The sequence below is a fragment of the Pseudomonas sp. S3_B08 genome, from assembly GCF_054667725.1.
This window is the reverse complement of sequence record NZ_CP162750.1, coordinates 3,433,770-3,456,514: the sequence shown is the minus strand read 5'-3', so window position 1 is coordinate 3,456,514 and position 22,745 is coordinate 3,433,770. Positions and strand designations below refer to the sequence as shown.

General features: G+C 59.0%; 12 protein-coding genes. 7 read left to right on the top strand and 5 right to left on the bottom strand.

Annotated elements, in window-relative coordinates; all coding sequences use genetic code 11:
* Window positions 1–54 precede the first annotated feature (54 nt).
* The 3 genes from AB4N73_RS15580 to AB4N73_RS15570 form a co-directional block, all read right to left on the bottom strand.
* Complete coding sequence (locus AB4N73_RS15580; RefSeq protein ID WP_460142278.1) at window positions 55–2,781, bottom strand: RHS repeat domain-containing protein; 2,727 nt, start codon at window positions 2,779–2,781, stop codon at window positions 55–57.
* Window positions 2,778–7,259 carry a SpvB/TcaC N-terminal domain-containing protein gene (locus tag AB4N73_RS15575; RefSeq protein ID WP_460142277.1) on the bottom strand — a complete coding sequence of 1,494 codons (4,482 nt, stop codon included), beginning with the start codon at window positions 7,257–7,259 and terminating at the stop codon, window positions 2,778–2,780. The genes AB4N73_RS15580 and AB4N73_RS15575 overlap by 4 nt, the downstream gene beginning before the upstream one ends.
* Window positions 7,260–7,458: 199 nt before the next feature.
* Window positions 7,459–8,982: a fumarate hydratase gene (locus AB4N73_RS15570; RefSeq protein ID WP_016773454.1), complete on the bottom strand. Its 1,524-nt coding sequence runs from the start codon at window positions 8,980–8,982 to the stop codon at window positions 7,459–7,461.
* 570 nt (window positions 8,983–9,552) lie between these two features.
* Here AB4N73_RS15570 and AB4N73_RS15565 point away from each other — a divergent pair.
* From AB4N73_RS15565 to AB4N73_RS15555, 3 genes are read left to right on the top strand one after another with little or no spacing between them, the layout of a single operon-like run.
* A complete protein-coding gene (locus AB4N73_RS15565) occupies window positions 9,553–10,659 on the top strand; it encodes a GGDEF domain-containing protein (RefSeq protein WP_073471934.1) in 1,107 nt (368 codons plus the stop codon).
* Window positions 10,652–11,587, top strand: a complete 936-nt coding sequence (locus AB4N73_RS15560) for an iron-sulfur-binding ferredoxin reductase (RefSeq protein WP_460142276.1) — start codon at window positions 10,652–10,654, stop codon at window positions 11,585–11,587. Before AB4N73_RS15565 ends, AB4N73_RS15560 begins: the two co-directional genes overlap by 8 nt.
* Window positions 11,588–11,615: 28 nt before the next feature.
* Window positions 11,616–12,359: an enoyl-CoA hydratase-related protein gene (locus AB4N73_RS15555; RefSeq protein WP_252868178.1), complete on the top strand. Its 744-nt coding sequence runs from the start codon at window positions 11,616–11,618 to the stop codon at window positions 12,357–12,359.
* A gap of 170 nt (window positions 12,360–12,529) precedes the next feature.
* Here AB4N73_RS15555 and pyk read toward each other — a convergent pair whose 3' ends face one another.
* Window positions 12,530–13,981, bottom strand: a complete 1,452-nt coding sequence (gene pyk / locus AB4N73_RS15550; protein WP_024014116.1) for a pyruvate kinase — start codon at window positions 13,979–13,981, stop codon at window positions 12,530–12,532.
* Between the two features lie 172 nt (window positions 13,982–14,153).
* On the opposite strand from pyk, the gene AB4N73_RS15545 reads away from it, so the two are divergent.
* Window positions 14,154–14,540, top strand: coding sequence for a tetratricopeptide repeat protein (locus tag AB4N73_RS15545; protein WP_016773461.1), 387 nt, complete (start codon window positions 14,154–14,156; stop codon window positions 14,538–14,540).
* Between the two features lie 230 nt (window positions 14,541–14,770).
* Window positions 14,771–15,130 (top strand): PilZ domain-containing protein, encoded by a 360-nt coding sequence (locus AB4N73_RS15540; protein WP_041479819.1) that lies wholly within the window; start codon window positions 14,771–14,773, stop codon window positions 15,128–15,130.
* A 93-nt stretch (window positions 15,131–15,223) separates the two neighbouring features.
* Here the strand turns inward: AB4N73_RS15540 and AB4N73_RS15535 are convergent, their stop codons facing one another.
* Complete coding sequence (locus tag AB4N73_RS15535; RefSeq protein WP_460143595.1) at window positions 15,224–15,601, bottom strand: DUF6124 family protein; 378 nt, start codon at window positions 15,599–15,601, stop codon at window positions 15,224–15,226.
* Between the two features lie 455 nt (window positions 15,602–16,056).
* On the opposite strand from AB4N73_RS15535, the gene AB4N73_RS15530 reads away from it, so the two are divergent.
* Both AB4N73_RS15530 and AB4N73_RS15525 read left to right on the top strand, forming a co-directional pair.
* Window positions 16,057–19,272, top strand: a complete 3,216-nt coding sequence (locus AB4N73_RS15530; protein ID WP_460142275.1) for a hypothetical protein — start codon at window positions 16,057–16,059, stop codon at window positions 19,270–19,272.
* Between the two features lie 192 nt (window positions 19,273–19,464).
* Window positions 19,465–22,671 (top strand): hypothetical protein, encoded by a 3,207-nt coding sequence (locus tag AB4N73_RS15525; protein WP_460142274.1) that lies wholly within the window; start codon window positions 19,465–19,467, stop codon window positions 22,669–22,671.
* Window positions 22,672–22,745 lie beyond the last annotated feature (74 nt).

Here is a 22,745-nt window from a genome sequence, read left to right as displayed (position 1 = left end):
GATTTATCCAGGCGCAGAACCACGGCAAAACTGCCTGAAGGTAGGCGAACTTGTTTACGCCGTCTTTTGACCGCTGTATTGGCGATACCTGCCAATCAACTCAATACCGCGCCTTGCTTCAGCCATGCGCACGGAAATTTCTTTCTTGATCCGATCCCGGCTGATTGAGCTGGAGTTCTGGGTTCCGACGCTACCTTTTGCAAGGTCCAGCGCAAAACCGAATGAGCCCACCAGGCCTTGGTCATAAAATTCGTTGACTCCGATTTCACTGAAAGCCGCATTGATGTCGCTTTGGTCCTGTTCAAGCATGTCGATAATCAAACCCAACGCTGTCTCGAGGTCATCAATTTCGATATCCCTTAAACCGGCCAGCGCTGTGGCTGTGTCCTTCCCCGCGTAAGCAATGGCCATCATGTCACTCGCAGCGGGTACCTGCGCAAACTTGCTGAGCGTTTTCTCGGCTACTGTTCCGATCAGCTTATTTGCTCCCTCGGAAGTCCGAGGATCATAAGATCTGGCTATTTTTTTTGCGTATCTCAGAGGGGTTAAAATGCTTGTTGTGGCATTGCTGTGAATGCTCTCGGGGTTCAGTTTTTTGGCATCGGGCAGGACGGGAGTGGAAACAGTTGTAATTTCGCCGAGTTTGTCGATTGCCGCGCCGGAGATTTTTGAGGCGACGATCCCTCCGATAAATGTCCCGACTCCGGGCAATATCAGCGTCCCAAGTGCTTCGCCGCCTTTCCCTGCTGTCGTGGTGGCAACTCCCTTGCCAATGTTGAAGCCGGTGTTTATGGCCATGCGTTTGGAAATGTCCGTAGCGCTGAACAGTCCGTTCAATTGCCGATTGTACGTTTGCAGCTCATTGCCCAGGTTATCCAGGACTTTTGCGTAGGTCGCGATGTCCTGCCTGACGTCAGACGGCAAGTCTTTTTTGTTACCGTCGTTATCGATGAACAGAATCGGGTTGTTACCGACAAAACCATACAGGTTCAACCCATCCACATCCCCCGCCGGATCCGCACTGACCCAACGCTGCAACCACGGCGCGTAATAGCGGGCGCCGTAGTAGTACAAACCGCTGACATCCATTTCCTTGCCGGAATAACGGATAAAGCGGTATTCGATTTCCGATTCCGGGGCCATCCACGCGGTTTCGCCGAACGGGTAATAGCCTTCTGCGCTGGTGACCACAGCGTCTTCATTGAGCTCCATCACGCAAGAGCCGAGGTGGTCTTCGAGGGTGTAGCGCATCTGGTCGTCTATCGGCGCTGAACGTTGCGCCCAATGCAGGCAGCGCGCGTTACCGAGGCTGATGATGTGCAGCTCTTCGCCGTTGTCTTTGCTGCGGATTTCCAGCCCTGGCAGGTAACGCACCTGGTGGAAGTGGCGGACGTTGTCGGTGAACCATTCATGACATTTGAGGACCCGCTGGCCCGCGCTGTACTGGTAATACTCGGCATCGTTATCGCTGTCCTGACGGATAACCAGATCCACGCGCTCCAGCTCGTCACGGCTGTTCCAGTGCAATGACGGACCGTGGCGCAGCTTGCGTTGATTGCCGTGCGGGTCGAACCAGATGTCGAAGTCCGGCGGCTCGTCACCTGTTTGCCAACGCACCCCGCGATTGCTTTTGTCGTCGATGCGCATCGTGCGGGTGCGACTGTTGCCGTCGCGCTGATGACGCAACTCGGTCAGATTGCCGCCATCGTCGTAGCTATACGTCTGGGTGTAATTGAGGCGGTTTCGCTCGTCGGGCGGTCGCGGCAGGCCGGGAATGTCCGGGGGCAGGGCGTCGTCATGACCGGTCGCACGGATCAGGCGATACAGGGAGTCGTAGTCGAATTCACGGTGGCCGTCGACCCGTTGATTGGCGAACCAGGTTGGCTCGAAGGCGTGGTCTTCGATGCGGATGATATTGCCGACGCGATCGTAGAAATATTGCAGATCCTGCAATGCGGGTTGACCGGGCTTATGACTGATCCGCGTGCGCAAGCGTCCGTCGGCTGGATCGTAGGTCCATTCGCTGAGCACACCGTTGCCGTCCTGTTGCTCGATGAGCTGGCCATTAGCGTTGTAGTGCGCATCCTCCAGGACTTGCGTGATGTTTGCCTTCACTTGCAAGTGCATTTGCCTGAGCTGCCCGGCAAGACCATAGCGCGAGGTTCTGCGATGGCCGCCGGCGTCGGTCTGTTCAAGCACGGCGCCAAGCGGACTGAACACCTGATGGCTGGTGAACGCTTGGTGATCATCAAATGTGCGCTTTTCCACCAGTGTCTGTCCGGTGAGGGAATAGCTGGTGATATCCAGCGAGCCTGACGGATCTGTCTGCTGGATCAACCGGCCGCGCAGGTTGGAGTCTGCTCCGGCGGAGCCGGGGGCGTAAGTGAAAGTATCGAGCTGATTTTCGCCGTTTCCCGACACTTCGAGCTGCACCACGCGCAATTGCCCGTCAAAGGTCGATTGCCAGACATGGCCGCGCGCGTCCCAACGGTGTCCGGGCTCCCCGGCCCTGCCCGGCAGCAGCAGGCGCCAGCCGCTATCCCGGCTGCTGGTAAACACGGCGATATCGTTCAGCGAAAACACGGTAGTTGTGTTCGCGATCGGCAGGCGCGGATCCTGTTGCGCGACCAGGCGCCCGGCGACATCGTGGTGCTGGCGGGTCACGAGTGCGCTAGGCGTGTCGCCCGCCACGGTACGCAAATAAGCGACCTGACGGACTGGCAGGCCACGTCCGTCGCTGACGGTCAGCGAAGGCGTGCGCCAATGTGTGGAGGCGCTCATGCGCCTGACCCACGCGTAGACACCACCTCTTCAGCGGTGTCGTTGAAGTCTTCGCTGGTGTGATACCAGGGATGATACGTCTCGCGGGAAAAGTCGCCCTTGGCGTTGATCAGCTTGATCGGACGTGCCGTTGCGTCATAGAACAGCTGATCGAAGAGCCCGAGTTGGCGCAGCGATTGATCATTGACGTAGCGGTGCGTGTTAGCGAAAAACGGCCGGTATTGGCGCTGCGGCAGACCTTTGTTGTTGTATTCGACGCGTTCGCTGATACGCCAGCGTGTCTGCGTCGGTTGCTCACCTTCTTCGATCAGCAATTGACCATCCTCACCCACCACATAAGCCAGCCCGGGGTCGACCTTCTGCTGGGTTTGCAGTACCCGACCAAAGCCATCGACGCAGGTTTTGACAATCTGGATCTGTGCCTTGACGGTGTCATAGGGATAGCGGTCGGCACTGAGCACCACGGTGTGTACCGGCTCTCGGTACGCCAGTTCAATGGCCTCGAGCAATTGCTGGTCTTCAGGCGTCAGGACGTGATTTTGCGCAAGCCGGCGTCTTGCGCTGGCGCGGATCTGCCCGCCGGGCAACAGATCGCCCTGCTTGATTGACAGGGTTTGAAGCGTGGAGGCGGGTATCAGGCCCATCCAGCTGAACAGGTTTTTGTGCAGGGTGCTGGCTGCGTTTTTTACAGTGTCCTCCGGATACTGGATGGCCTGTTCCGGACTGGGGGCCGGCAAGGTCCAGTCATCGGTCAGCTTGTCGAATCCGGCAGGTTGGCCATTCTCGGTACCGTGAAAGCTGATGACCAGCGGCTGGCCGGAAGGCTCATGGATGACTTCTTCAGTGTTGTCGTTGGCGTCGGTGATTCGCTTGGGTTTCAGGGCGTGGTAATCGAATTCCGCGACCTGCACGGCACAACCGTCGGGCAACTCCATGCGCATGACCGTCAGCCAGTGTTGATCGTATTCGGCTTTGGTCACGCCATGGCTTGGCGTTTCGTTGAAATCGAGCACTTTATAGAACGCTTGCAAGTCGCCGTACCGAGCCAGATTGAACCGCGACGACCAAAGATCTTGTTCCTCACTCGGCGTCGCTTCGAACAGCATCGGCATGGGCGAGTAACCAATTGCCTTGAGGGCCTCGCGAATGTTCAGATCCGGCACAATGCTGTAAGCGTCCAGCGCGGTCTTGTCCAGCAGGGCAAGCTCCAGAGAATGCGGCAGGGCTTCGAATCCGGCGACGCCGTCTTCCAGTTCAATACCCTCTACGTCCACATAGTGCTGTATGGATTGGGAAGTCAGTACCCGTTCGATGGCCCATTCTTGCGAATCCTGCAGCGTTCTCAAGGATTCAAAAGACACCTGTGCCGGGTTCAGCTCGCCGGGTAGCGTACCTTTGGCCAATTTCAGCGCATCGCCCCGTTCCTGATAGGGCAAGCCCAGTCGCCATTGCTGCGGCTCTGGCAGATTGATCAGACGCGCACGGGTCTCACTGATGTAAAAGTATTGCTGCGCCTCGTCGTGAGCGTCGGACCACCATTGATTCAGGTGGTCCTCGGTGAAGGGTGGCGGGCTCTGGGCGGTCAACCTGCGCGCATAGCTCACCGTCAGTGCATGGGTCGCGGCGCCATAAGCGTCCCAGCGCAGGCTGACATCGTGGCGGCACAGCGGGTCATTGATAAAGCCGTCGTACTGATAACTGATTGCTTCAACCTGAAGGGGCAGCAGAGTGGCTGCGGCATATGGCCCCTGCGGCCGCACCTCGCGCACCAGATAACGCTTTTCCTCTACCGAGTGCAGCTTGGCAGCGCCAGGTACCTGCGAATCTTCCTGGTAGGCAAGCGTCTCCGTTCGGGCGACCGAGCCGACCAGTGCCTGCGCAATCCGGTAGCGACTGTCGGCATCTTCCGGGGTGACAGGCTCATCGATTTCACCTTTGGGGTGATAACGACTGAACAGGGTTTCGCCCAACGGGCAGGCGTCCACGTCCGCGTTGAAATAATCCTCGCGGGAACGATTCATTTCCTGCCCGTTGTGAAACCAGGTGCATGTTTGCACCGGCTCGTTGAAGCCAGGCTCTGAAGCATCGGCTCCAATCTCGCAGTCAAGTTGCTGCAAATAGCCGAACCCGCGAAACTCCCGTTCCCTGCCGTCGTAGAACCCTTCGCGCCAGGTGAATGACTGGGTCAACCGGTTGTCGGTGATCTCGTCGTGTTGCTCCTGTTTCTTCACCACGGGCAGCGGAAACGGCAGATGACATATCGGTGCACGCGCAAGTGCCAGCAGTCGCTCCTTTTCATCCAGCCATTCCTGAGCCGAACTGCGATAAGTCACGCTGCTCGAGTAACCCATGTTGTTGTTGCTGTTGACCAGCAGATAGGGCTTGGCTGCAACAAAATCGTAGCGCCAATGCCGAGGCTGGATATGCGGCACCGTCAGAATCAGGCTAGCGCAACCGAGGCCTTGCAGGTCGGCGAAACTGACCTGGCACAGACGGTCATAGCGCACCTCTTCGGGCCACGGCACGCTGACGGGAATCTGCTCCAGACCGTTGCCGCCCCGGTTCAGGTAAATGTCGAACCCTTCGGATCGCAGATAGATCAGCGCGGGCGCGCCGGAGCCATCGAGGTCGGCCAGGCGCACTCGTGCGGCGTCGAATTCGTCGTAGGTGAAGGGCAGGGCACTGATCTTGCGACCTTGACCGAATTTGCCATGACCAAGATTCGGCCAGCAGCGGACTTCGTCATGGCGGATGCGACACAGCTCGGGCATGTCGCTGCCGAGCAGGTTGCCCAGAAGCACCAGTTCGGTTCGCGAGTTGCTGAATACCGGCAGACGGTCGTCTTCGTATGCATGGGGGATTTCCTGTGCGGCGGCGAAGCCTTTTTCGCGCAGGCTGGCATAGAGCCTCACACGATCGTGGCTGATGCTGGCCGCTGACATCAGGCCGTCGCCGCTGAAATCCCCCATGGTCAAAGTCAGATCCTGGTGTTCCCGGGGAAACGTGTCGAACGCGCTGAACAATTCGAATTGTCGCTGCGCATTCAGCGCATGGAACCCGCAGTAACCCAACCGGGCGATGATCAGGTCCAGGCGCCCATCGCCGGTCAGATCCAGCAGTTGCGCCACGGCGCGGTTACGATCTGCCACCGGGATCTTGTCCAGCAGAGCCCATGGGCCGTAACCGATCAGTTCGGTACCAGGCGCCGCGCGCAGCGGCTCGCGGTAGTACCAGGCGTTGTCATAGCGGCAGAGAAAACCCGGCACGCCCTCGCCATACAGATCGACGCATTGGTAGAACCCGCCGTCTTCGATGCCCGGTTGAGTCTCGTTTTCCAACAGGCGTGCAGGTGTCTTGTTGATCTCGAAGGGCGAGTATTCGAACTCTAGCGGCGGTGAATGCTCGACATTGCCTTGCGCATCGAAGGCCTGATAGTGCGCCGCGCTGATCTGGCTGTAGGCCCACGGCGCAGAGTTCTGGATAGGTTGATATTCCAGCAGCAGGCGACGTAAAAGCTTCGCCTCTGTCGCCAGCCCTTCGGGGAAGTGATGAAACATCAACACTTGCTGGCACAGCCTGCGGGTGCTCAGTTCAAAACCCTGGCCATAGGTGGAAAACGGATCCGGTCGCAGCCGCCAGCGGTTCACTTCTTCGTAGCTCGGGGTCTCCGTCAGCGAACTGCTGCGTTCGCCGTAATCGAACACCAGTTGAAAATGCCAAGGCAAATCCGTCGGCCGGTCGGTGTCCCAGCTATAGAGACGGTCGCTCGCCGTGGCATTGCCATAACACACCCGGAGCAGATAGCGCTGGGCGCGGTAGTCGTGAATCGGATCTTGCTCGTCAGGCTGATCGTCGGGCTTGTACTCGTAGCAGATGTGTTCGCCATGGGCGTTCATGCTTTCACACAGCAGCCAGCTACTGATGCGCGATTCGTCGTCGGGGTCGGCACGGCGTGAGGCGCTGGTTTTGCCGTAGACATGCAACGTACCGTCGGCACCATGTACCAACCAGAACGGGGCTCCACCGTCAGCCGGATGCCAGCATTCGCGCAGGGAAAAATCGCTTTCGATCCGCGTCCGGTAAGACACGACGTTGTGTTCGGGAATGGGGCGGTCTCTGTAGCTGTGTTCCGTGCGCGACTTCAAGTCTCCGGCATCATCGAGCTCCGGCATCCACACCTCGCCGTCATGCCCGATGATTTCATCGTGCTCGGTATAACGTGGAACACCTTTGTTGGTGCGGCGACTGATCTGGCTCAGGCCCAGGTGGCAACCAAGGCCAAACGGACCGTTACCGCTCTGGCTGTTGATTGCCAAGGGTATTTGCGGGTCGTAGCCACGACCGCTCGATAGCGGGATCAGCAATTCGCATCCAGCCGAGGCGGTCGGCCCGACGGCGCTCCAGCTCTTGCCGATGGTGGCGATCGATGAGCTTTTGGCGATGGAAGGAGCTGTGATGCTGAGGTCTTGATCGGCCATGTTCGAATCCATTCGCGCTACATAGGGCGTATGGATAGACGCTAACAGGAGTGGGCCGGAGATGGACCTGTCAGATCTGACAGGTGCGCAAGATCATTTTCTGTGCATGGGAAATTCTGTTATCGCGATTGGTTTGAACAAGCAAAAACGGCCGGGGCATCTTTGCGGATGCACCGGCCGTTTTCATGACGCCAGAGGCTTACTGCACTTCTACCGCCAGGCTTTCGCTGATCTTCTGTTGCCAGATCGCCGGGCCAGTGATGTGTACCGACTCACCTTTGCTGTCCACCGCTACGGTGACCGGCATGTCCTTGACCTCGAACTCGTAGATCGCTTCCATGCCCAGCTCGGCAAATGCCAGCACCTTGGACTTCTTGATCGCTTGCGCAACCAGGTACGCAGCGCCGCCGACTGCCATCAGGTACACAGCCTTGTTGTCCTTGATCGCGTCGATCGCGGTCGGGCCGCGCTCGGACTTGCCGATCATGCCCAGCAGCCCGGTCTGCTCGAGGATCTGGCGGGTGAACTTGTCCATCCGCGTTGCGGTGGTAGGACCCGCCGGGCCAACCACTTCGTCACCGACCGGATCAACCGGGCCGACGTAGTAGATGAAGCGACCCTTGAGGTCGACCGGCAGGGTTTCACCCTTGTTGAGCATCTCGACCATGCGCTTGTGCGCGGCGTCGCGACCGGTGAGCATCTTGCCGTTGAGCAGCACGGTTTCGCCCGGCTTCCAGCTCTGCACGTCTTCCGGGGTCAGGGTGTCGAGGTTGACACGACGCGCCGACGGGCCGGCTTCCCAGACGATTTCCGGGTAGGCGTCCAGCGGTGGCGCCTCCAGCGAGGCCGGGCCGGAACCGTCGAGCACGAAGTGTGCGTGACGGGTGGCGGCGCAGTTGGGGATCATGCACACCGGCAAGGATGCGGCGTGGGTCGGGTAGTCCATGATCTTCACGTCGAGCACGGTGGTCAGACCGCCGAGGCCCTGGGCGCCGATACCCAACTGGTTGACCTTCTCGAACAGCTCCAGACGCATTTCTTCGATGCGATTCTGCGGGCCACGGGCCTTGAGCTCGTGAATGTCGATGGATTCCATCAACACTTCCTTGGCCATCACCGCGGCTTTCTCGGCGGTGCCGCCGATGCCGATACCCAGCATGCCCGGCGGACACCAGCCGGCGCCCATGGTCGGCACGGTTTTCAATACCCAGTCGACGATCGAGTCGGACGGGTTGAGCATGGCCATTTTCGACTTGTTCTCGGAACCGCCGCCCTTGGCCGCCACGTCCACTTCCACGGTGTTGCCCGGGACGATGGAGTAGTGAATTACGGCCGGGGTGTTGTCCTTGGTGTTCTTGCGAGCGCCTGCCGGGTCGGCAAGGATCGAGGCACGCAGGACGTTTTCCGGCAGGTTGTAGGCGCGACGCACGCCTTCGTTGATCATGTCGTCCAGGCCCATGGTGGCGCCATCCCAGCGCACGTCCATGCCGACACGGACGAACACGGTGACGATACCGGTGTCCTGGCAGATCGGGCGATGGCCGGTGGCGCACATGCGCGAGTTGATCAGGATCTGCGCCATCGAATCACGGGCCGCTGGCGATTCTTCGCGCAGGTAGGCTTCGTGCATCGCCTGGATGAAATCCACGGGGTGGTAATAGGAAATGAACTGCAGGGCGTCGGCAACGCTCTGAATCAGGTCATCTTGCTTGATCACGGTCATGAGTCGCGCTCCTCTGAAACACGGGAACATTCTATGGGGCAGCTTGAGGCTTTCGGCTCACAGCTGATCCTCTGGCACGCCGGGGCTGCTGGCGCGACGCTAAAAAGGCGCGGCAGTATACCGCGCCTCGGTGGGGCGTACACGCGCCGGCAGTCATTCGTTGGTCGCATGGGTGGGCGAATATCGGACAGCGGGTTTGCACTTCAGGATCGCCCCCCTCACCCCAGCCCTCTCCCCCAGATGGGGCGAGGGGGAAAGGGAGCCGATCTTCATCTTGTTCAAAAACTAAGTCCGGCTCAGGAAAATGAAGCTGTTTTGTGCCGTTTCCAGACTCGAGTTCGGCGCGATGTTTGAAGTCGGTGTAACTCGGATAAACAACCCGGTCAGTCCCCTCTCCCTCTGGGAGAGGGCTAGGGTGAGGGGCTTTTGGCGGTGTCAGTGGGCCACACTTTTGACGTCAATTTTCGAGCCCGAAAATCGGTGGTCATTTAGCGACCGGCCCTCTAAAGTGGCATCCGGTCTGTAGAGTAGGACACTCGGTCAGCCTCCTATCGCACGGTGAGTCAACGATTGACCCATAACGCCATTCAACGCCTTTTGCTCAAACGCTTCGCCCTCGCTGCGGCCACCTACGGATTGGCTCTGCTGCTGCTGTGGCTGGCGTTTTTCACCGGGCATTACCAGCAATCGCTCAGTGGCGTGGCCATCGGCAGCGCGCTGGTGGTGATCAGTCAGGCGAGCCTTTTCGCGATGTTCTGGAGCGGGCGCAACCAGCGCTTCGCCGACCCCAGCCTGACCGAAGCGCAAGTGCTGATGGGTCTGGGCTGGCAGACGTGGCTGATCGCCCATGTCGACGAGGCGCGCGGCGCGTTTCTGGTGTTTTACGTGCTGATCCTGCTGTTCGGCCTGTTCCATCTCACCCGGCGGGTGTTCATCCGCTGTGCGCTGTTGGTGTTCTTCAGTTTTTCCGCGATTACCCTGTGGGATGCCTACCACTTCCGCTTGGCCGAGCCTGCGCTCGCAGCGTTGCAGGTGTGCATTCTGGCGATGGTCTTGGCGTGGCTCGTGCTTTACGCACGTTTTGTCCAGGTTTCCCGGCAACGTCAGCGCCAGCGCCGGTTTGCCTTGCAGGCGCATCAGGACACCTTGCGCGGAATGATGCGCCAGCTTGAAGATCTGGTCGCCACCGACGAACTGACCGGGCTGTTCAATCGCCGGCATTTCCTGCGCATCGCTTCCCGCGAGCTGAATGCGCTCGACAGCGACGTGATGCACGGGCTGGCGCTGATCGATCTGGACCACTTCAAGCGCATCAACGACCTGCATGGCCACGCCGCCGGCGATCAGGTATTGCAGGCGTTTGCCGGGGTGGCGCAAGCCTGTCTGCGCGACGGTGACGTGCTGGCGCGTTATGGTGGCGAGGAATTCGTCGTGCTGGTGCCCGACTGCGATGCCGAACGCCTGACCGCGTGTTGCGAGCGTTTGCGCATCGCCTTCAGTGAGGTGGAATTGATGGGCCTGCAAGTGCGCAACCTGAGCCTGTCGGCGGGCATGACCCTGCTGTCCGTTGGCGATGATCTGGATGAGGCGTTGCAGCGTGCCGATCAGGCGCTGTATCGGGCCAAGCGTGACGGGCGCAATCGTTGTGCCGCCGCGTGGGAGAACGTCGATGCCTGAATTGCGTGTCGGTGATCGGCAGTGGACGGTTGAAGCGGGCAGCAACCTGCTCGACAGTCTCAATCAGAACGGCGTTGCCGTGCCCTACAGCTGCCGCGCCGGCAGTTGCCATGCCTGTCTGGTGCAATGCATCCGAGGTGTGCCCACCGACAATCGTCCGGATGCCTTGAGCGCCGAGCAACGTCAGGACGGTTGGCGCCTGGCTTGTCAGTGTCAGGTGGTCGAAGACTTGCAGGTACACACCTTCGACCCGATCAGCGACGGCCGCCCGGCCGTGGTCGAAGCGCTGGACTGGCTCAGCGACAGCGTTCTGCGCCTGCACCTGACCCCGCAGCGGCCATTGCGCTACAGCGCCGGCCAGCATCTGGTGTTGTGGATCGGCCACATCGCCCGACCGTACTCGCTGGCGAGCCTGCCGCAAGAAGACCGCTTTCTCGAGTTCCACCTGGATTGCCGCCAGCCCGGCGAATTCATCGATGCCGCACGCAAGCTGCAGATCGGCGACTCGATCCGCCTTGGCGAACTGCGCGGCGGTGCCTTGCATTACGATCCGGACTGGCACGCCCGGCCGCTGTGGCTGCTGGCTGCCGGCACTGGTTTGGGGCCGTTGTTCGGGGTGCTGCGTGAGGCCTTGCGTGAGGATCACCAAGGCGCCATTCGCGTCATTCACCTGGCCCATGACGAACGCGAGCACTATCTGGCCAAACCCCTTGCCGCACTGGCCGCGCAGCGCGAGAACCTCAGTGTCGAGCTGTGGGCAGCGGCCGACTCGGCCGCCGCTTTGGCACAACTGCGCCTTGTTTCCCGGCAGACCCTGGCCTTAGTCTGCGGCTCGACGACCAGTGTCGACGCATTCGCCAAGCGTCTGTACCTGGCCGGATTGCCGCGCAATCAACTGCTGGCCGACGTGTTTGTGAGCCGTGGTTGAGCGCTGATTTTCAGACGCGAGACTCGCCATGACCGAAGCCATCCTGCTGGAACGCGAACGCGGTTTGCTGACCCTGCGCCTCAACCGCCCGGACAAGAAAAACGCCCTGACGCGCGCCATGTACAGCCGCCTCGCCGAAGCACTGAAACAGGCCGACAGCGACCCCGGAATCAACGCCGTGCTGATCAGCGGCAGCGCCGAATGTTTTACCGCCGGCAACGACATCGCCGACTTCCTCGAACAACCGCCGAGCGACCTGGACAGCCCGGTGTTTCACTTCATGCTCAATCTGCTCGAATGCCGCAAACCGGTGATCGCCGCCGTGGCCGGTGCCGCGGTGGGTATCGGCACGACCCTGCTGCTGCATTGCGATCTGGTCTATGTCAGCCGCGACGCCCGGCTGCGCATGCCGTTCGTCAACCTCGGGTTGTGCCCGGAATTCGGTTCAAGCCTGATCCTGCCGCGTTTGCTCGGGCAAGCGAAAGCGGCTGAGTTGTTATTGCTCGGCGAAGGCTTTAGCGGCGCACAGGCTGCGCAATGGGGAATTGCCACAGACGCGCTGGACAGTGGCGCGGCTGCGTTGAGCAAGGCCCGGGAAATGGCGCTGCGGTTTGATGAGCTGCCGGCCGAAGCGGTGCACATCAGCAAGCAACTGATGCGAGCGCCCGATCGCGAGCTGCTGCGCAAAGTGATCGAGGAGGAGGGCGCATTGTTTACCCAGCGGCTGCGTTCGCCAGAGGCGGTGGCGGCGTTGAGCGGGTTCTTTCGCTGAGTGTCAAGACGCCTTCGCGAGCAGGCTCGCTCCCACAGGAGATTGCATTTCAAGTGTGAGAGCGAGCCTGCTCGCGAAAGGGCCTTACCAGACAAAATATCTGTTGAATCATAAGCAAAAAAGCCCCGCCATTCACATGGCGGGGCTTTTGCGTTTCAGCTGCCGGTCACTCAGACCTGCGGATCACCGACATGCAGGATCTTCATGCCATTGGTGCCGCCAGTGGTGTGGTAGCTGTCGCCCTTGGTCAGGATGACCCAGTCGCCTTTTTCCACGACGCCGCGCTTGGTCAGTTCGTCGATGGCTTTCTGGCTGACTTCGTGCGGTTCCAGCGAGGCCGGGTCGAACGGGATGGTGTAGACGCCACGGAACATTGCTGCGCGGGCCTGGGCTTCGCGGTGCGGGGTGAACGCGTAGATCGGCACCGAGGAGCGGATACGCGACATGATCAGCGGGGTGAAGCCGCTTTCAGTCAACGCGATGATCGCTTTGACGCCCGGGAAGTGGTTGGCGGTGTACATGGTCGCCAGCGCGATGCTCTCGTCGCAGCGGCTGAATTCCTTGCCGATGCGGTGGCTGGAGGTCTTGCCGGTCGGGTGTTTCTCGGCGCCGACGCAGATGCGCGCCATCGCCTGCACGGCTTCCAGCGGGTAGAGACCAGCGGCGGATTCGGCCGAGAGCATCACGGCGTCGGTGTAATCGAGCACGGCGTTGGCCACGTCGGACACTTCGGCGCGGGTCGGCATCGGGTTCTGGATCATCGACTCCATCATCTGCGTCGCGACGATCACGGCCTTGTTGTGGCGACGTGCGTGCAGAATGATTTTCTTCTGAATGCCCACCAGTTCGGCATCGCCGATTTCCACACCGAGGTCGCCACGGGCAACCATCACCGCGTCGGAGGCCTTGATCAGGCCGTCGAGGGTTTCATCGTCGGCCACGGCTTCGGCGCGTTCGATCTTCGCCACCAGCCAGGCAGTGCCGCCGGCCTCGTCACGCAGTTGACGGGCGTATTCCATGTCGGCGGCGTCGCGCGGGAAGGATACGGCGAGGTAGTCGACTTCCATTTCGGCGGCGAGCTTGATGTCGGCCTTGTCTTTTTCAGTCAGGGCCGGCGCGGTCAGACCGCCACCGCGACGGTTGATACCTTTGTGGTCGGACAGCGGGCCACCGATGGTCACCACGCAATGCAGTTCAGTGGCGGTGGCGGTTTCAACGCGCATCACCACACGGCCGTCGTCGAGCAGCAGCTCGTCGCCCACGCCGCAGTCCTTGACCAGATCCGGGTAGTCGATGCCGACCACCTGCTGGTTGCCTTCGGTCAACGGATGGCTGGTGGAGAAGGTGAACTTGTCACCGATCTTCAGCTCGATCTTCTTGTTGGCGAATTTGGCGATACGGATTTTCGGGCCTTGCAGGTCACCGAGCAGGGCGACAAAGCGGCCGTGCTTGGCAGCGAGGTCACGCACCAGCTTCGCGCGAGCCTTGTGCTCGTCGGGGGTGCCGTGGGAGAAGTTCAGACGGGCGACGTCCAGACCAGCCAGAATCAGCTGTTCGAGAACTTCCGGCGAGTTACTGGCCGGGCCAAGGGTAGCGACGATTTTGGTACGACGGACGGACATGCAAAGACTCCTGAGTTCAAGCGCAGGCAGAGGCTACTATGCTCGAAGGGTGTAGTCATTGTTCGAATGCACTACTTATCGTTTTCTTTATTGAACGCGGCAACTTTGCGACCAGCGCGTCTGAAGTTTTCCGACCTGGGGTCGATACAGAGCACAAGACAGGAGAACCCCCATGCGATTGTTGCCCATTGCCGCCCTTGCCCTCAGCGTCCTCGCCGCGACGGGCTGCACCCGTTGGTCGATGAACCACCATTTGAACAACGCCTATAGCGCCTATGAACGCGGCAACTGCGAGCAGGTCATGCTCGAACTGTCCAAGGTCGAACGCGCCAGCCGCGCCCGCCCGTACGTGTGGCCGGAAGTGTCGATGATGCGCGGTCAGTGCCTGGAACGGCAGAAGCTCTACATCGACGCGGTGCAGACCTACCAGTTCATCATCGCTTCTTACCCCAACAGCGAATACGCCTACCGCGCCCGCGCGCGTCTGGAAACGTTGCAGAGCCTGGGCCATTACCCGACACGCAGCGCCGCTGCGGTGGTTCGGCCGACGCGCTTCTGACGCGCTTTTCGTACAAAATCTGGCCGTCTGTACAAGCTCCGCTATAGTCAAGGAAACCGTTTCGAGCCTTTTCTCGATAACGGCGCAACACCTGCGACTGGCAGTTACAAGGTGACGGCGATTGTCGCGACCGTCACACCGGAAGCGGGGAGAGCGGGCCTGCCGCACAGGTTCGTTCCGAAGCACAGGTGCGGCTCCGTGACGGAGCCCTGCATGGCGAACAGCACATCATGTTTACCGACCGCCGGATCGAACGGCATCAACTGCCGTATTACCTCAGAGTGTTCAACAGCGTCACCGACAAACCCGTCGGCTTTCTCGGCAATGTGTCTACGGACGGGCTGATGCTGATCAGCCAGTTGCCGATGATGATCGGGGTGGATTTTCAGTTACGCCTCAAGGTCCCCGCCCGCGATGGCAGCCAGCAAGTCATCGATTTCAGCGCCTGTTGCGTGTGGTGCCATGAAGACGCCACGCCGCTGCATTACGACGCCGGGTTCATCCTCCGCCGCGCTCCGCCGGAGTTCGGCCAACTGGTGCTGGCGCTGAAGCAGTATTTCAGTTTTCAGCCGTTGCCCGCTTCTGCCTGAACAGCAAAAGATCGCAGCCTTCGGCAGCTCCTACAGGGGTAACGCATTCCAAATGTAGGAGCTGCCGAAGGCTGCGATCTTTTGATTTTTACGTCACGCCACCGCGATCGCCCGCTCCTGATCCAGCGCCTTTTCCGCCAGCAATAAGCCCATCTCGCTCAACTGATAGATCGCCATCGCCAGATGTCGCGGCTTGTCCTCGAGGCTGTCCGCCAGGTCGAGCAGCAGAATGCTGACCGAAGAAAAGGTTTCGTAGGTTTGAATGGCCATCGCTTCGGGGTTGATGTCGGGCGCGACCATGAACATCTGCATGCCGCGATCGACGGAATTGCACGACGGCGCAGCGCCGGGTTTTTTCAGGTAGTGATCGAGGGCTTTTTCAGCGGCCTCGTGGAGTCTGGTGGAATTGGGGGAAGCGTAGGGGGAGGTCGAGTCTTCGGTTTCAGGGGGATTTGGTGTTGGTTTGATCATTGTCTGCACACTCATAGTTGGGGCATCCACCTCTTCGCGACTAAACGAAAGGGTGGCGGCTGTAAGCAGGTTAGTCGACCGGGAGTGCACAAACCGGCGCGCCCTGAGGCGCCCTGCGAACAGCCACCATCGAGTGCGGGGATAGGGATTACCCGACTTGATGACGCTTATGCGCAATGCACGACCCGGGCGACTAAACCCGACCACTGATTGGCAGCGGCACGGATCAAGTTACGGGGCAGCTTCAAAGCGCACAAGCCGGCGGATTCTGAGTGATGTGTAGGCAACGGCGCAAGCCGATGTAGCCGCGTGTTAATGACTGAAGGACGTCTGCATGTTGCGGCGTGGGAATAGTTACCGCTGGTCGGGACTGTCAGAGTTGACAGGTGTCGGGTGCTTAGTTCCCACGTTCAATGCCCTTGACAACTGCCTGTGGCAAGCAAGGGAAGCTCATCATGTCCGAGGATTCAAAACAAGGTGCTGATAGTCCTGAACGGGGCGCATTCAACAACGAAGAACCGACTGTCCCGTTACGAGACGCCTGTAACGTTAAGCCTGGAGTGTTGATTGACGGCCTGCAGTTTTATTACGCCGGTCAGGTTTTGCTCGTCGGTACAACCATGGACATAACGTTCAATATTCCGCAAAGAGATGGCCTGGATCACAACGTGCACCTCGATTTCCACACCGCTGCGGGTGATTACATGCGGGTCATCGATAGTAAGTACAGGGATTACACCTGGCATACGGTTCGTATCAGCGGACTGGAGGAAAGTGCCTCCGCTCGATTTGATGGTCAGTGGGATTACAAGGGCGACTGGTCAAACTGGACCTCCCAGCATCTTGTAGTGAGGACGCCTGCCAAGTTCCATCCCAAAGCAGTTGTTACAGTCGGCGGGACGGTGTCAGGTACTGCCCGCTCAGGCAGTGTGATAAAGCTTGTGCGTCCTGCCGACAAAGCCGTAATGAGTACGACGCACACTACTCCAAATCATGGACCGTGGACTGTCACGTTATCGACCGGCCTTCATCAAGGCGTGCACGAGCTACTGATCCGTGAAGACGTCGACGGAACGCTGGGTCGATATACCGAAACTTGGACGTTCACCGTTCTGAACAAAATCCAAATCACGTCCCCGAATATCAGTCTGCCCGTCGAGAGTGTTCAACCCGTGATCAGGGGGCGCGGGGCGTACAAAGGCGCCACAATCACGGTTTACATAAAAGGTTCAACGTTGCCTGCCGTCTCTTTTACTGCTGTTTCCGACGGCGACTGGGCCGCAACCAGTACCTATACTTTTGCGCGAGGGGCTCGCTACACCCTCGTTGCCCAACAGAGTCTGAAAGGAATCTTTGCCGACCTTGGGGATCCTCAAGAGTTTTATGTTATCGGGCCTCCAGCATTTACAGCGCCAAAACCCAACCCCGCTTCGCCGCCAATCGTGGAAGCCAAAACGATGTTCGAGGGGACCGGCGCCACTGGTTTCTATCAGAACAGGGTCGACGTGTATTCAGAGCAAATGGGGAGCGACGCCGTGACCGTAGGCTGGCCTGATCCCGTGACTGGAGAATGGCGCCGAGAAGGCACCCTTTCACCTGGTCCCCATTCGATTTTCGGCACGCACACAGTTTATGGGGTTACCTCAATAACAAGTGAACCCTTCGGCATACGGGTACGCACGGGCAAGCCGACGGTCACATATACGCAAGCCAATGAAACGATCACATTTTCCGGCACCGGACATTTCGACGAGAAGCTCAGAACCGAAATCGAGTTCACTATCCTCGAAAGTCCAGCCGACCCAATGCCGGTCGCGCCTCCAAATGCACAAGTACAGCGCAACGGCACTTGGAGCACCACCGTAACGGGCTGGAAATTTGGCACCTATAAAATCAACGCCGTCCAGAAGATCAGAGACAACGCCAGCGGCTGGATCGACTCGCTGCCGCTGGCCTTCGAAGTAAAAAATATCCTCCCCGATGTCAGTGATGTGCAATTCACCAACGACTACCAACCGACCTTCAGCGGCAAAGGCTTCAACGGCGCCACGGTGAATCCACGCAGGCCCAATAGCGGGGATCTCGAAGCGCCAGCAGTGGAGGTTGCTGGCGGGCGGTGGTCTACCAAGGCTTCAACGGTCTGGGGACCCTCGTTTGAGCGTCAGGTCCACATCAAGCAATATCTCGACGGGCACCAGTCGCCAAACTGGTTTGTCCTCAAAGTCACCATCCCGCCGCAGGCCCCTGGCTTGAACGAGCCTGAAGATGACGGACTTTCGCCCAGGTTCAGCGGCACGTGCTGGCCGGGTGCAACCGTGAACATTGAGTACAGCGACGAAACCGGCATTGTGCACAAGGGCATCGTCAGTGCTGGCACGTGGCAGTTCAGGCGCGACAAAGAATTTGCCCTGGATATCACACATACCGTCACGGTGACCCAGGTCGCCGCGCAGCAAACTTCGCAGCCGACGTCCACGACATTCATTGTCAGGAGAGCGATGGTTACGCCAGTGATTACCCAGCCGCCGAACGGCTCGGAAGTCGGTCGTGCTGTAACGGTCGAGGGCACGATGGGTATGGTGGGCGCCACTTTGCAACTGCGCGACAAGCAGTTTGATCGTCCCTTGGGCGATCCGAAAATATTGAGCCAGGATGGCGACTGGTCGATTGACCTGAGCCTCGAGCAATTCAGGCTCTACACCTTTGACGCCCAGCAGACACTGGACGGTCGACCGTCGCTACACAGTGACGAGCATGAATTGACGGTGGTGCTGCTACCGCCAGAATTTCTCCAGCCGATACAACACGGCAAGTTGCCACGAACCGCGTTGCTCAAGGGTACGGGCATGAGGGGCGGGGTTGTCGAAGTCTGTCTGCAAGGGCTTGCTGAACCTCTGCTCAGTGATGTCATTGTGGATTGGGCGGGCAATTGGCAAGCCGAAGTGACGTTGCCGGTGGGCAGCAAAACGATCTGGGCCCGGCAAAGTTTCATGGATGAAAGCGGCAAATTGCAGGAGTCGAAAGACAGCGAGCCGCTGCACTTTGACATTGTGCCAGCGGCACCCTTCATTGAAACCCCGATCGAAGGCGATGCCATCGGGCAGCAGGTGGTGGTGTGCGGTTTTGGCGTGCCGGGCGATACGGTCACGGTGACCCTGGTCGGTGCCGCGCGTTCCGAGCCGGCAAGCGCCGTCGTGCAGGAAAATCGCACCTGGTCAGTGATGCTCGATAGTCTGCTCGGCGGGGGGCTTTACCGGCTGGAGGCAGTCGCATCTCTGGACGGGTTCGAATCATTTGAAACCCTGCACTCGGTCATTTTGGGTACTTTCCGACCTGTGCTCGACGGGCCTGCAGCCGGACGCTGGGTCAGTCATCCAGTGCAGTTCAGCGGCAAGGGCCGTCCGGGCGTGGGCGCTATCGTGAGTTGGTACAACCCGGATGTTCAGTGGCTGGCTCAGGTACCCGTGGTCGATGAGCACTGGCGCGGGGCGGCGACAAGGGCACTGCCTCTGGCGGGCAACTGGTACCGATTCCGGCAGACGCTGACTGACGCGGCGGATGACGCAACGATGTCCGATTGGGCCGACAGTGCGCGTTTTGAAGTCGAAGCCGCGCGACTTATCAGCCATGCCGGGCGGCGTTATTCAGGTGTACAAGCTGGTGGACTCTGAGTGATGTGTGGCAACGACGCAAGCTGATGCAGTCGCGTTTAATGGCTGAAGGACGCAAGGATACTAAGGCGTGGAATAGTTACCGCTGGTCGGGACTGTCAGGTTTTACAGGTGTAGCGATGTGAGGCACCGGTATTCAATGAACTTACCTGTTGCATCAATCAGCCACCTTGCCCTTTCTGAGATCCGGCCATGGAACAAGATGATGGTATTAAAGATCCTTCCGACAGCTTGCCCCCGAAACAAGAGGTAGTCTGCGCTGAGGAGATCGGAACGGATGTGACATTTGTAACCCATGAGCTTCACGCGGAAGAAGACGGTAGGTGGGCGCAGCTTCGAGTGAGCTATGCCTACTCCTACGATGGTTCGACATTTACTTGCATCGTGTCAGCGTACAGAGCAAAAGAGAATCGACGTTATGAAGGGAATGTAAAATTCTATCTTTCTTTGGTTAGCGGTGAAGGTGATGTAAGAGAACTGACGGGCAGTGCTCGCCAGACCGGTGAGTGGATCGATCTTGATGAACCCTATCGAGAAATGATTATCGCCAATCAGAGAAACGTAACAGTGGGTTTTGATTATATTTATGATGTGGGTAACGCAAGCGATCCGGTTCTGAAAACCTACAAGGTTGCCAATTATCGGATGCCTGTACCAACTATCAATGCAATCCGAAACTTCACATCTTCAACTTTCGCTGTCAAGGGCACGGGAGCAATATACCGTTATACTGTTGTCTTGGATGATGGGCGCGGTACGATTGGGGCAGAAGAGGCTTTCTACGATCCTTGGTCAGTGCCCGTCACCGTGGCAGACAACAAGAATTCTCTAAGTTTTCAAGCATATCAAATGTACGCCGGTAAGGTTTCCGAGCGGACGGCTTATGTAACAGTCTACCGCGCTCGAATAACTTACCCGACAGCTAATGCGTTGGTTTTGGCAAAGGATCTGGTTTGTTTCAGAGGAATGGCTGCGCCGGGTACTGTAATTAGAGTGGTTGGGCATTTGGATCATTATGAAAACTGGAGCGAGGTTATTACTGTCGGAGAGACCGATACGACTTGGGAGGCTCCGGCAATAAAGGTCTCTGGCAGCGGGACGTTCTCGGTTGTTGCCCAACTTAAATCACCCAATATCAATCATTTTTATACCGATGCCATAACTTTCAGAGTCATGGGGCTGCCGTTAATATCCGAGCCACCTGCGGGAACAGTTTATGAACAAGACTTCCTTCTGAAAGGAAGCAACGGCTTGGCTGGGGCGCGATTGAGAGCATTTTTTGATCTGACGAATGATCCTGTTCGTGATTGGGAAGTCGTTAGCAATGCAGACGGGGCGTGGGAGGGGATGATCAACGTGCCGCCAGGGCCGATCAGCCTGGTCGTCGAACAGGATCTGGATGACGTGTCATCCGGACGCAGTGCACCACAAGCCTTCAGGATTCGCCCCCCCACTCTGAAACAGCCCAACGTCACCATCTCCGGGACCACGGTGACCTTTGCCGGTAACGGTTATTACGATCGCGATCTCAAATCTGAAATCCAGTTCACCGTCAGCGGGGGCGCGGTGCAAGTTCCCGCGCCTGCAAATGCTGAAGTGATGCCGGGAGGCATCTGGGAAACCGCAGCGCAGTGGCCTTTGGGTACCTACAACGTCTCTGTCATTCAAAAAATCGCCGACAACGCCAGCGGCTGGATCGACTCGCTGCCGCTGACCTTCGAAGTAAAAAATATCCTCCCCGATGTCAGTGATGTGCAATTCACCAACGACTACCAACCGACCTTCAGCGGCAAAGGCTTCAACGGCGCCACGGTGAATCCACGCAGGCCCAATAGCGGGGATCTCGAAGCGCCAGCAGTGGAGGTTGCTGGCGGGCGGTGGTCTACCAAGGCTTCAACGGTCTGGGGACCCTCGTTTGAGCGTCAGGTCCACATCAAGCAATATCTCGACGGGCACCAGTCGCCAAACTGGTTTGTCCTCAAAGTCACCATCCCGCCGCAGGCCCCTGGCTTGAACGAGCCTGAAGATGACGGACTTTCGCCCAGGTTCAGCGGCACGTGCTGGCCGGGTGCAACCGTGAACATTGAGTACAGCGACGAAACCGGCATTGTGCACAAGGGCATCGTCAGTGCTGGCACGTGGCAGTTCAGGCGCGACAAAGAATTTGCCCTGGATATCACACATACCGTCACGGTGACCCAGGTCGCCGCGCAGCAAACTTCGCAGCCGACGTCCACGACATTCATTGTCAGGAGAGCGATGGTTACGCCAGTGATTACCCAGCCGCCGAACGGCTCGGAAGTCGGTCGTGCTGTAACGGTCGAGGGCACGATGGGTATGGTGGGCGCCACTTTGCAACTGCGCGACAAGCAGTTTGATCGTCCCTTGGGCGATCCGAAAATATTGAGCCAGGATGGCGACTGGTCGATTGACCTGAGCCTCGAGCAATTCAGGCTCTACACCTTTGACGCCCAGCAGACACTGGACGGTCGACCGTCGCTACACAGTGACGAGCATGAATTGACGGTGGTGCTGCTACCGCCAGAATTTCTCCAGCCGATACAACACGGCAAGTTGCCACGAACCGCGTTGCTCAAGGGTACGGGCATGAGGGGCGGGGTTGTCGAAGTCTGTCTGCAAGGGCTTGCTGAACCTCTGCTCAGTGATGTCATTGTGGATTGGGCGGGCAATTGGCAAGCCGAAGTGACGTTGCCGGTGGGCAGCAAAACGATCTGGGCCCGGCAAAGTTTCATGGATGAAAGCGGCAAATTGCAGGAGTCGAAAGACAGCGAGCCGCTGCACTTTGACATTGTGCCAGCGGCACCCTTCATTGAAACCCCGATCGAAGGCGATGCCATCGGGCAGCAGGTGGTGGTGTGCGGTTTTGGCGTGCCGGGCGATACGGTCACGGTGACCCTGGTCGGTGCCGCGCGTTCCGAGCCGGCAAGCGCCGTCGTGCAGGAAAATCGCACCTGGTCAGTGATGCTCGATAGTCTGCTCGGCGGGGGGCTTTACCGGCTGGAGGCAGTCGCATCTCTGGACGGGTTCGAATCATTTGAAACCCTGCGCTCGGTCTTTCTGGGTACTTTCCGACCTGTGCTCGACGGGCCTGCAGCCGGACGCTGGGTCAGTCATCCAGTGCAGTTCAGCGGCAAGGGCCGTCCGGGCGTGGGCGCCATCGTGAGTTGGTACAACCCGGATGTGCAGTGGCTGGCTCAAGTACCCGTGGTCGATGAGCACTGGCGCGGGGCGGCGACAAGGGCACTGCCTCTGGCGGGCAACTGGTACCGATTCCGGCAGACGCTGACTGACGCGGCGGATGACGCAACGATGTCCGATTGGGCCGATAGCGCGCGTTTTGAAGTCGAAGCTGCGCGCTTGCCCCACGCCGACTCCTGAAATCCGGCTTCCGACGAACGGCTATCAAAACTGTCAGAACTGACAGTGGACTTGACGGCGTTCGAAGCGCTCAA

Coding starts and splice junctions, on each gene's coding strand:
- AB4N73_RS15580 (WP_460142278.1), bottom strand. CDS start 2,781: ATGAGCGCCTCCACACATTGGCGCACGCCTTCGCTGACCGTCAGCGAC.
- AB4N73_RS15575 (WP_460142277.1), bottom strand. CDS start 7,259: ATGGCCGATCAAGACCTCAGCATCACAGCTCCTTCCATCGCCAAAAGC.
- AB4N73_RS15570 (WP_016773454.1), bottom strand. CDS start 8,982: ATGACCGTGATCAAGCAAGATGACCTGATTCAGAGCGTTGCCGACGCC.
- AB4N73_RS15560 (WP_460142276.1), top strand. CDS start 10,652: ATGCCTGAATTGCGTGTCGGTGATCGGCAGTGGACGGTTGAAGCGGGC.
- AB4N73_RS15555 (WP_252868178.1), top strand. CDS start 11,616: ATGACCGAAGCCATCCTGCTGGAACGCGAACGCGGTTTGCTGACCCTG.
- pyk (WP_024014116.1), bottom strand. CDS start 13,981: ATGTCCGTCCGTCGTACCAAAATCGTCGCTACCCTTGGCCCGGCCAGT.
- AB4N73_RS15545 (WP_016773461.1), top strand. CDS start 14,154: ATGCGATTGTTGCCCATTGCCGCCCTTGCCCTCAGCGTCCTCGCCGCG.
- AB4N73_RS15540 (WP_041479819.1), top strand. CDS start 14,771: ATGTTTACCGACCGCCGGATCGAACGGCATCAACTGCCGTATTACCTC.
- AB4N73_RS15535 (WP_460143595.1), bottom strand. CDS start 15,601: ATGATCAAACCAACACCAAATCCCCCTGAAACCGAAGACTCGACCTCC.
- AB4N73_RS15530 (WP_460142275.1), top strand. CDS start 16,057: ATGTCCGAGGATTCAAAACAAGGTGCTGATAGTCCTGAACGGGGCGCA.
- AB4N73_RS15525 (WP_460142274.1), top strand. CDS start 19,465: ATGGAACAAGATGATGGTATTAAAGATCCTTCCGACAGCTTGCCCCCG.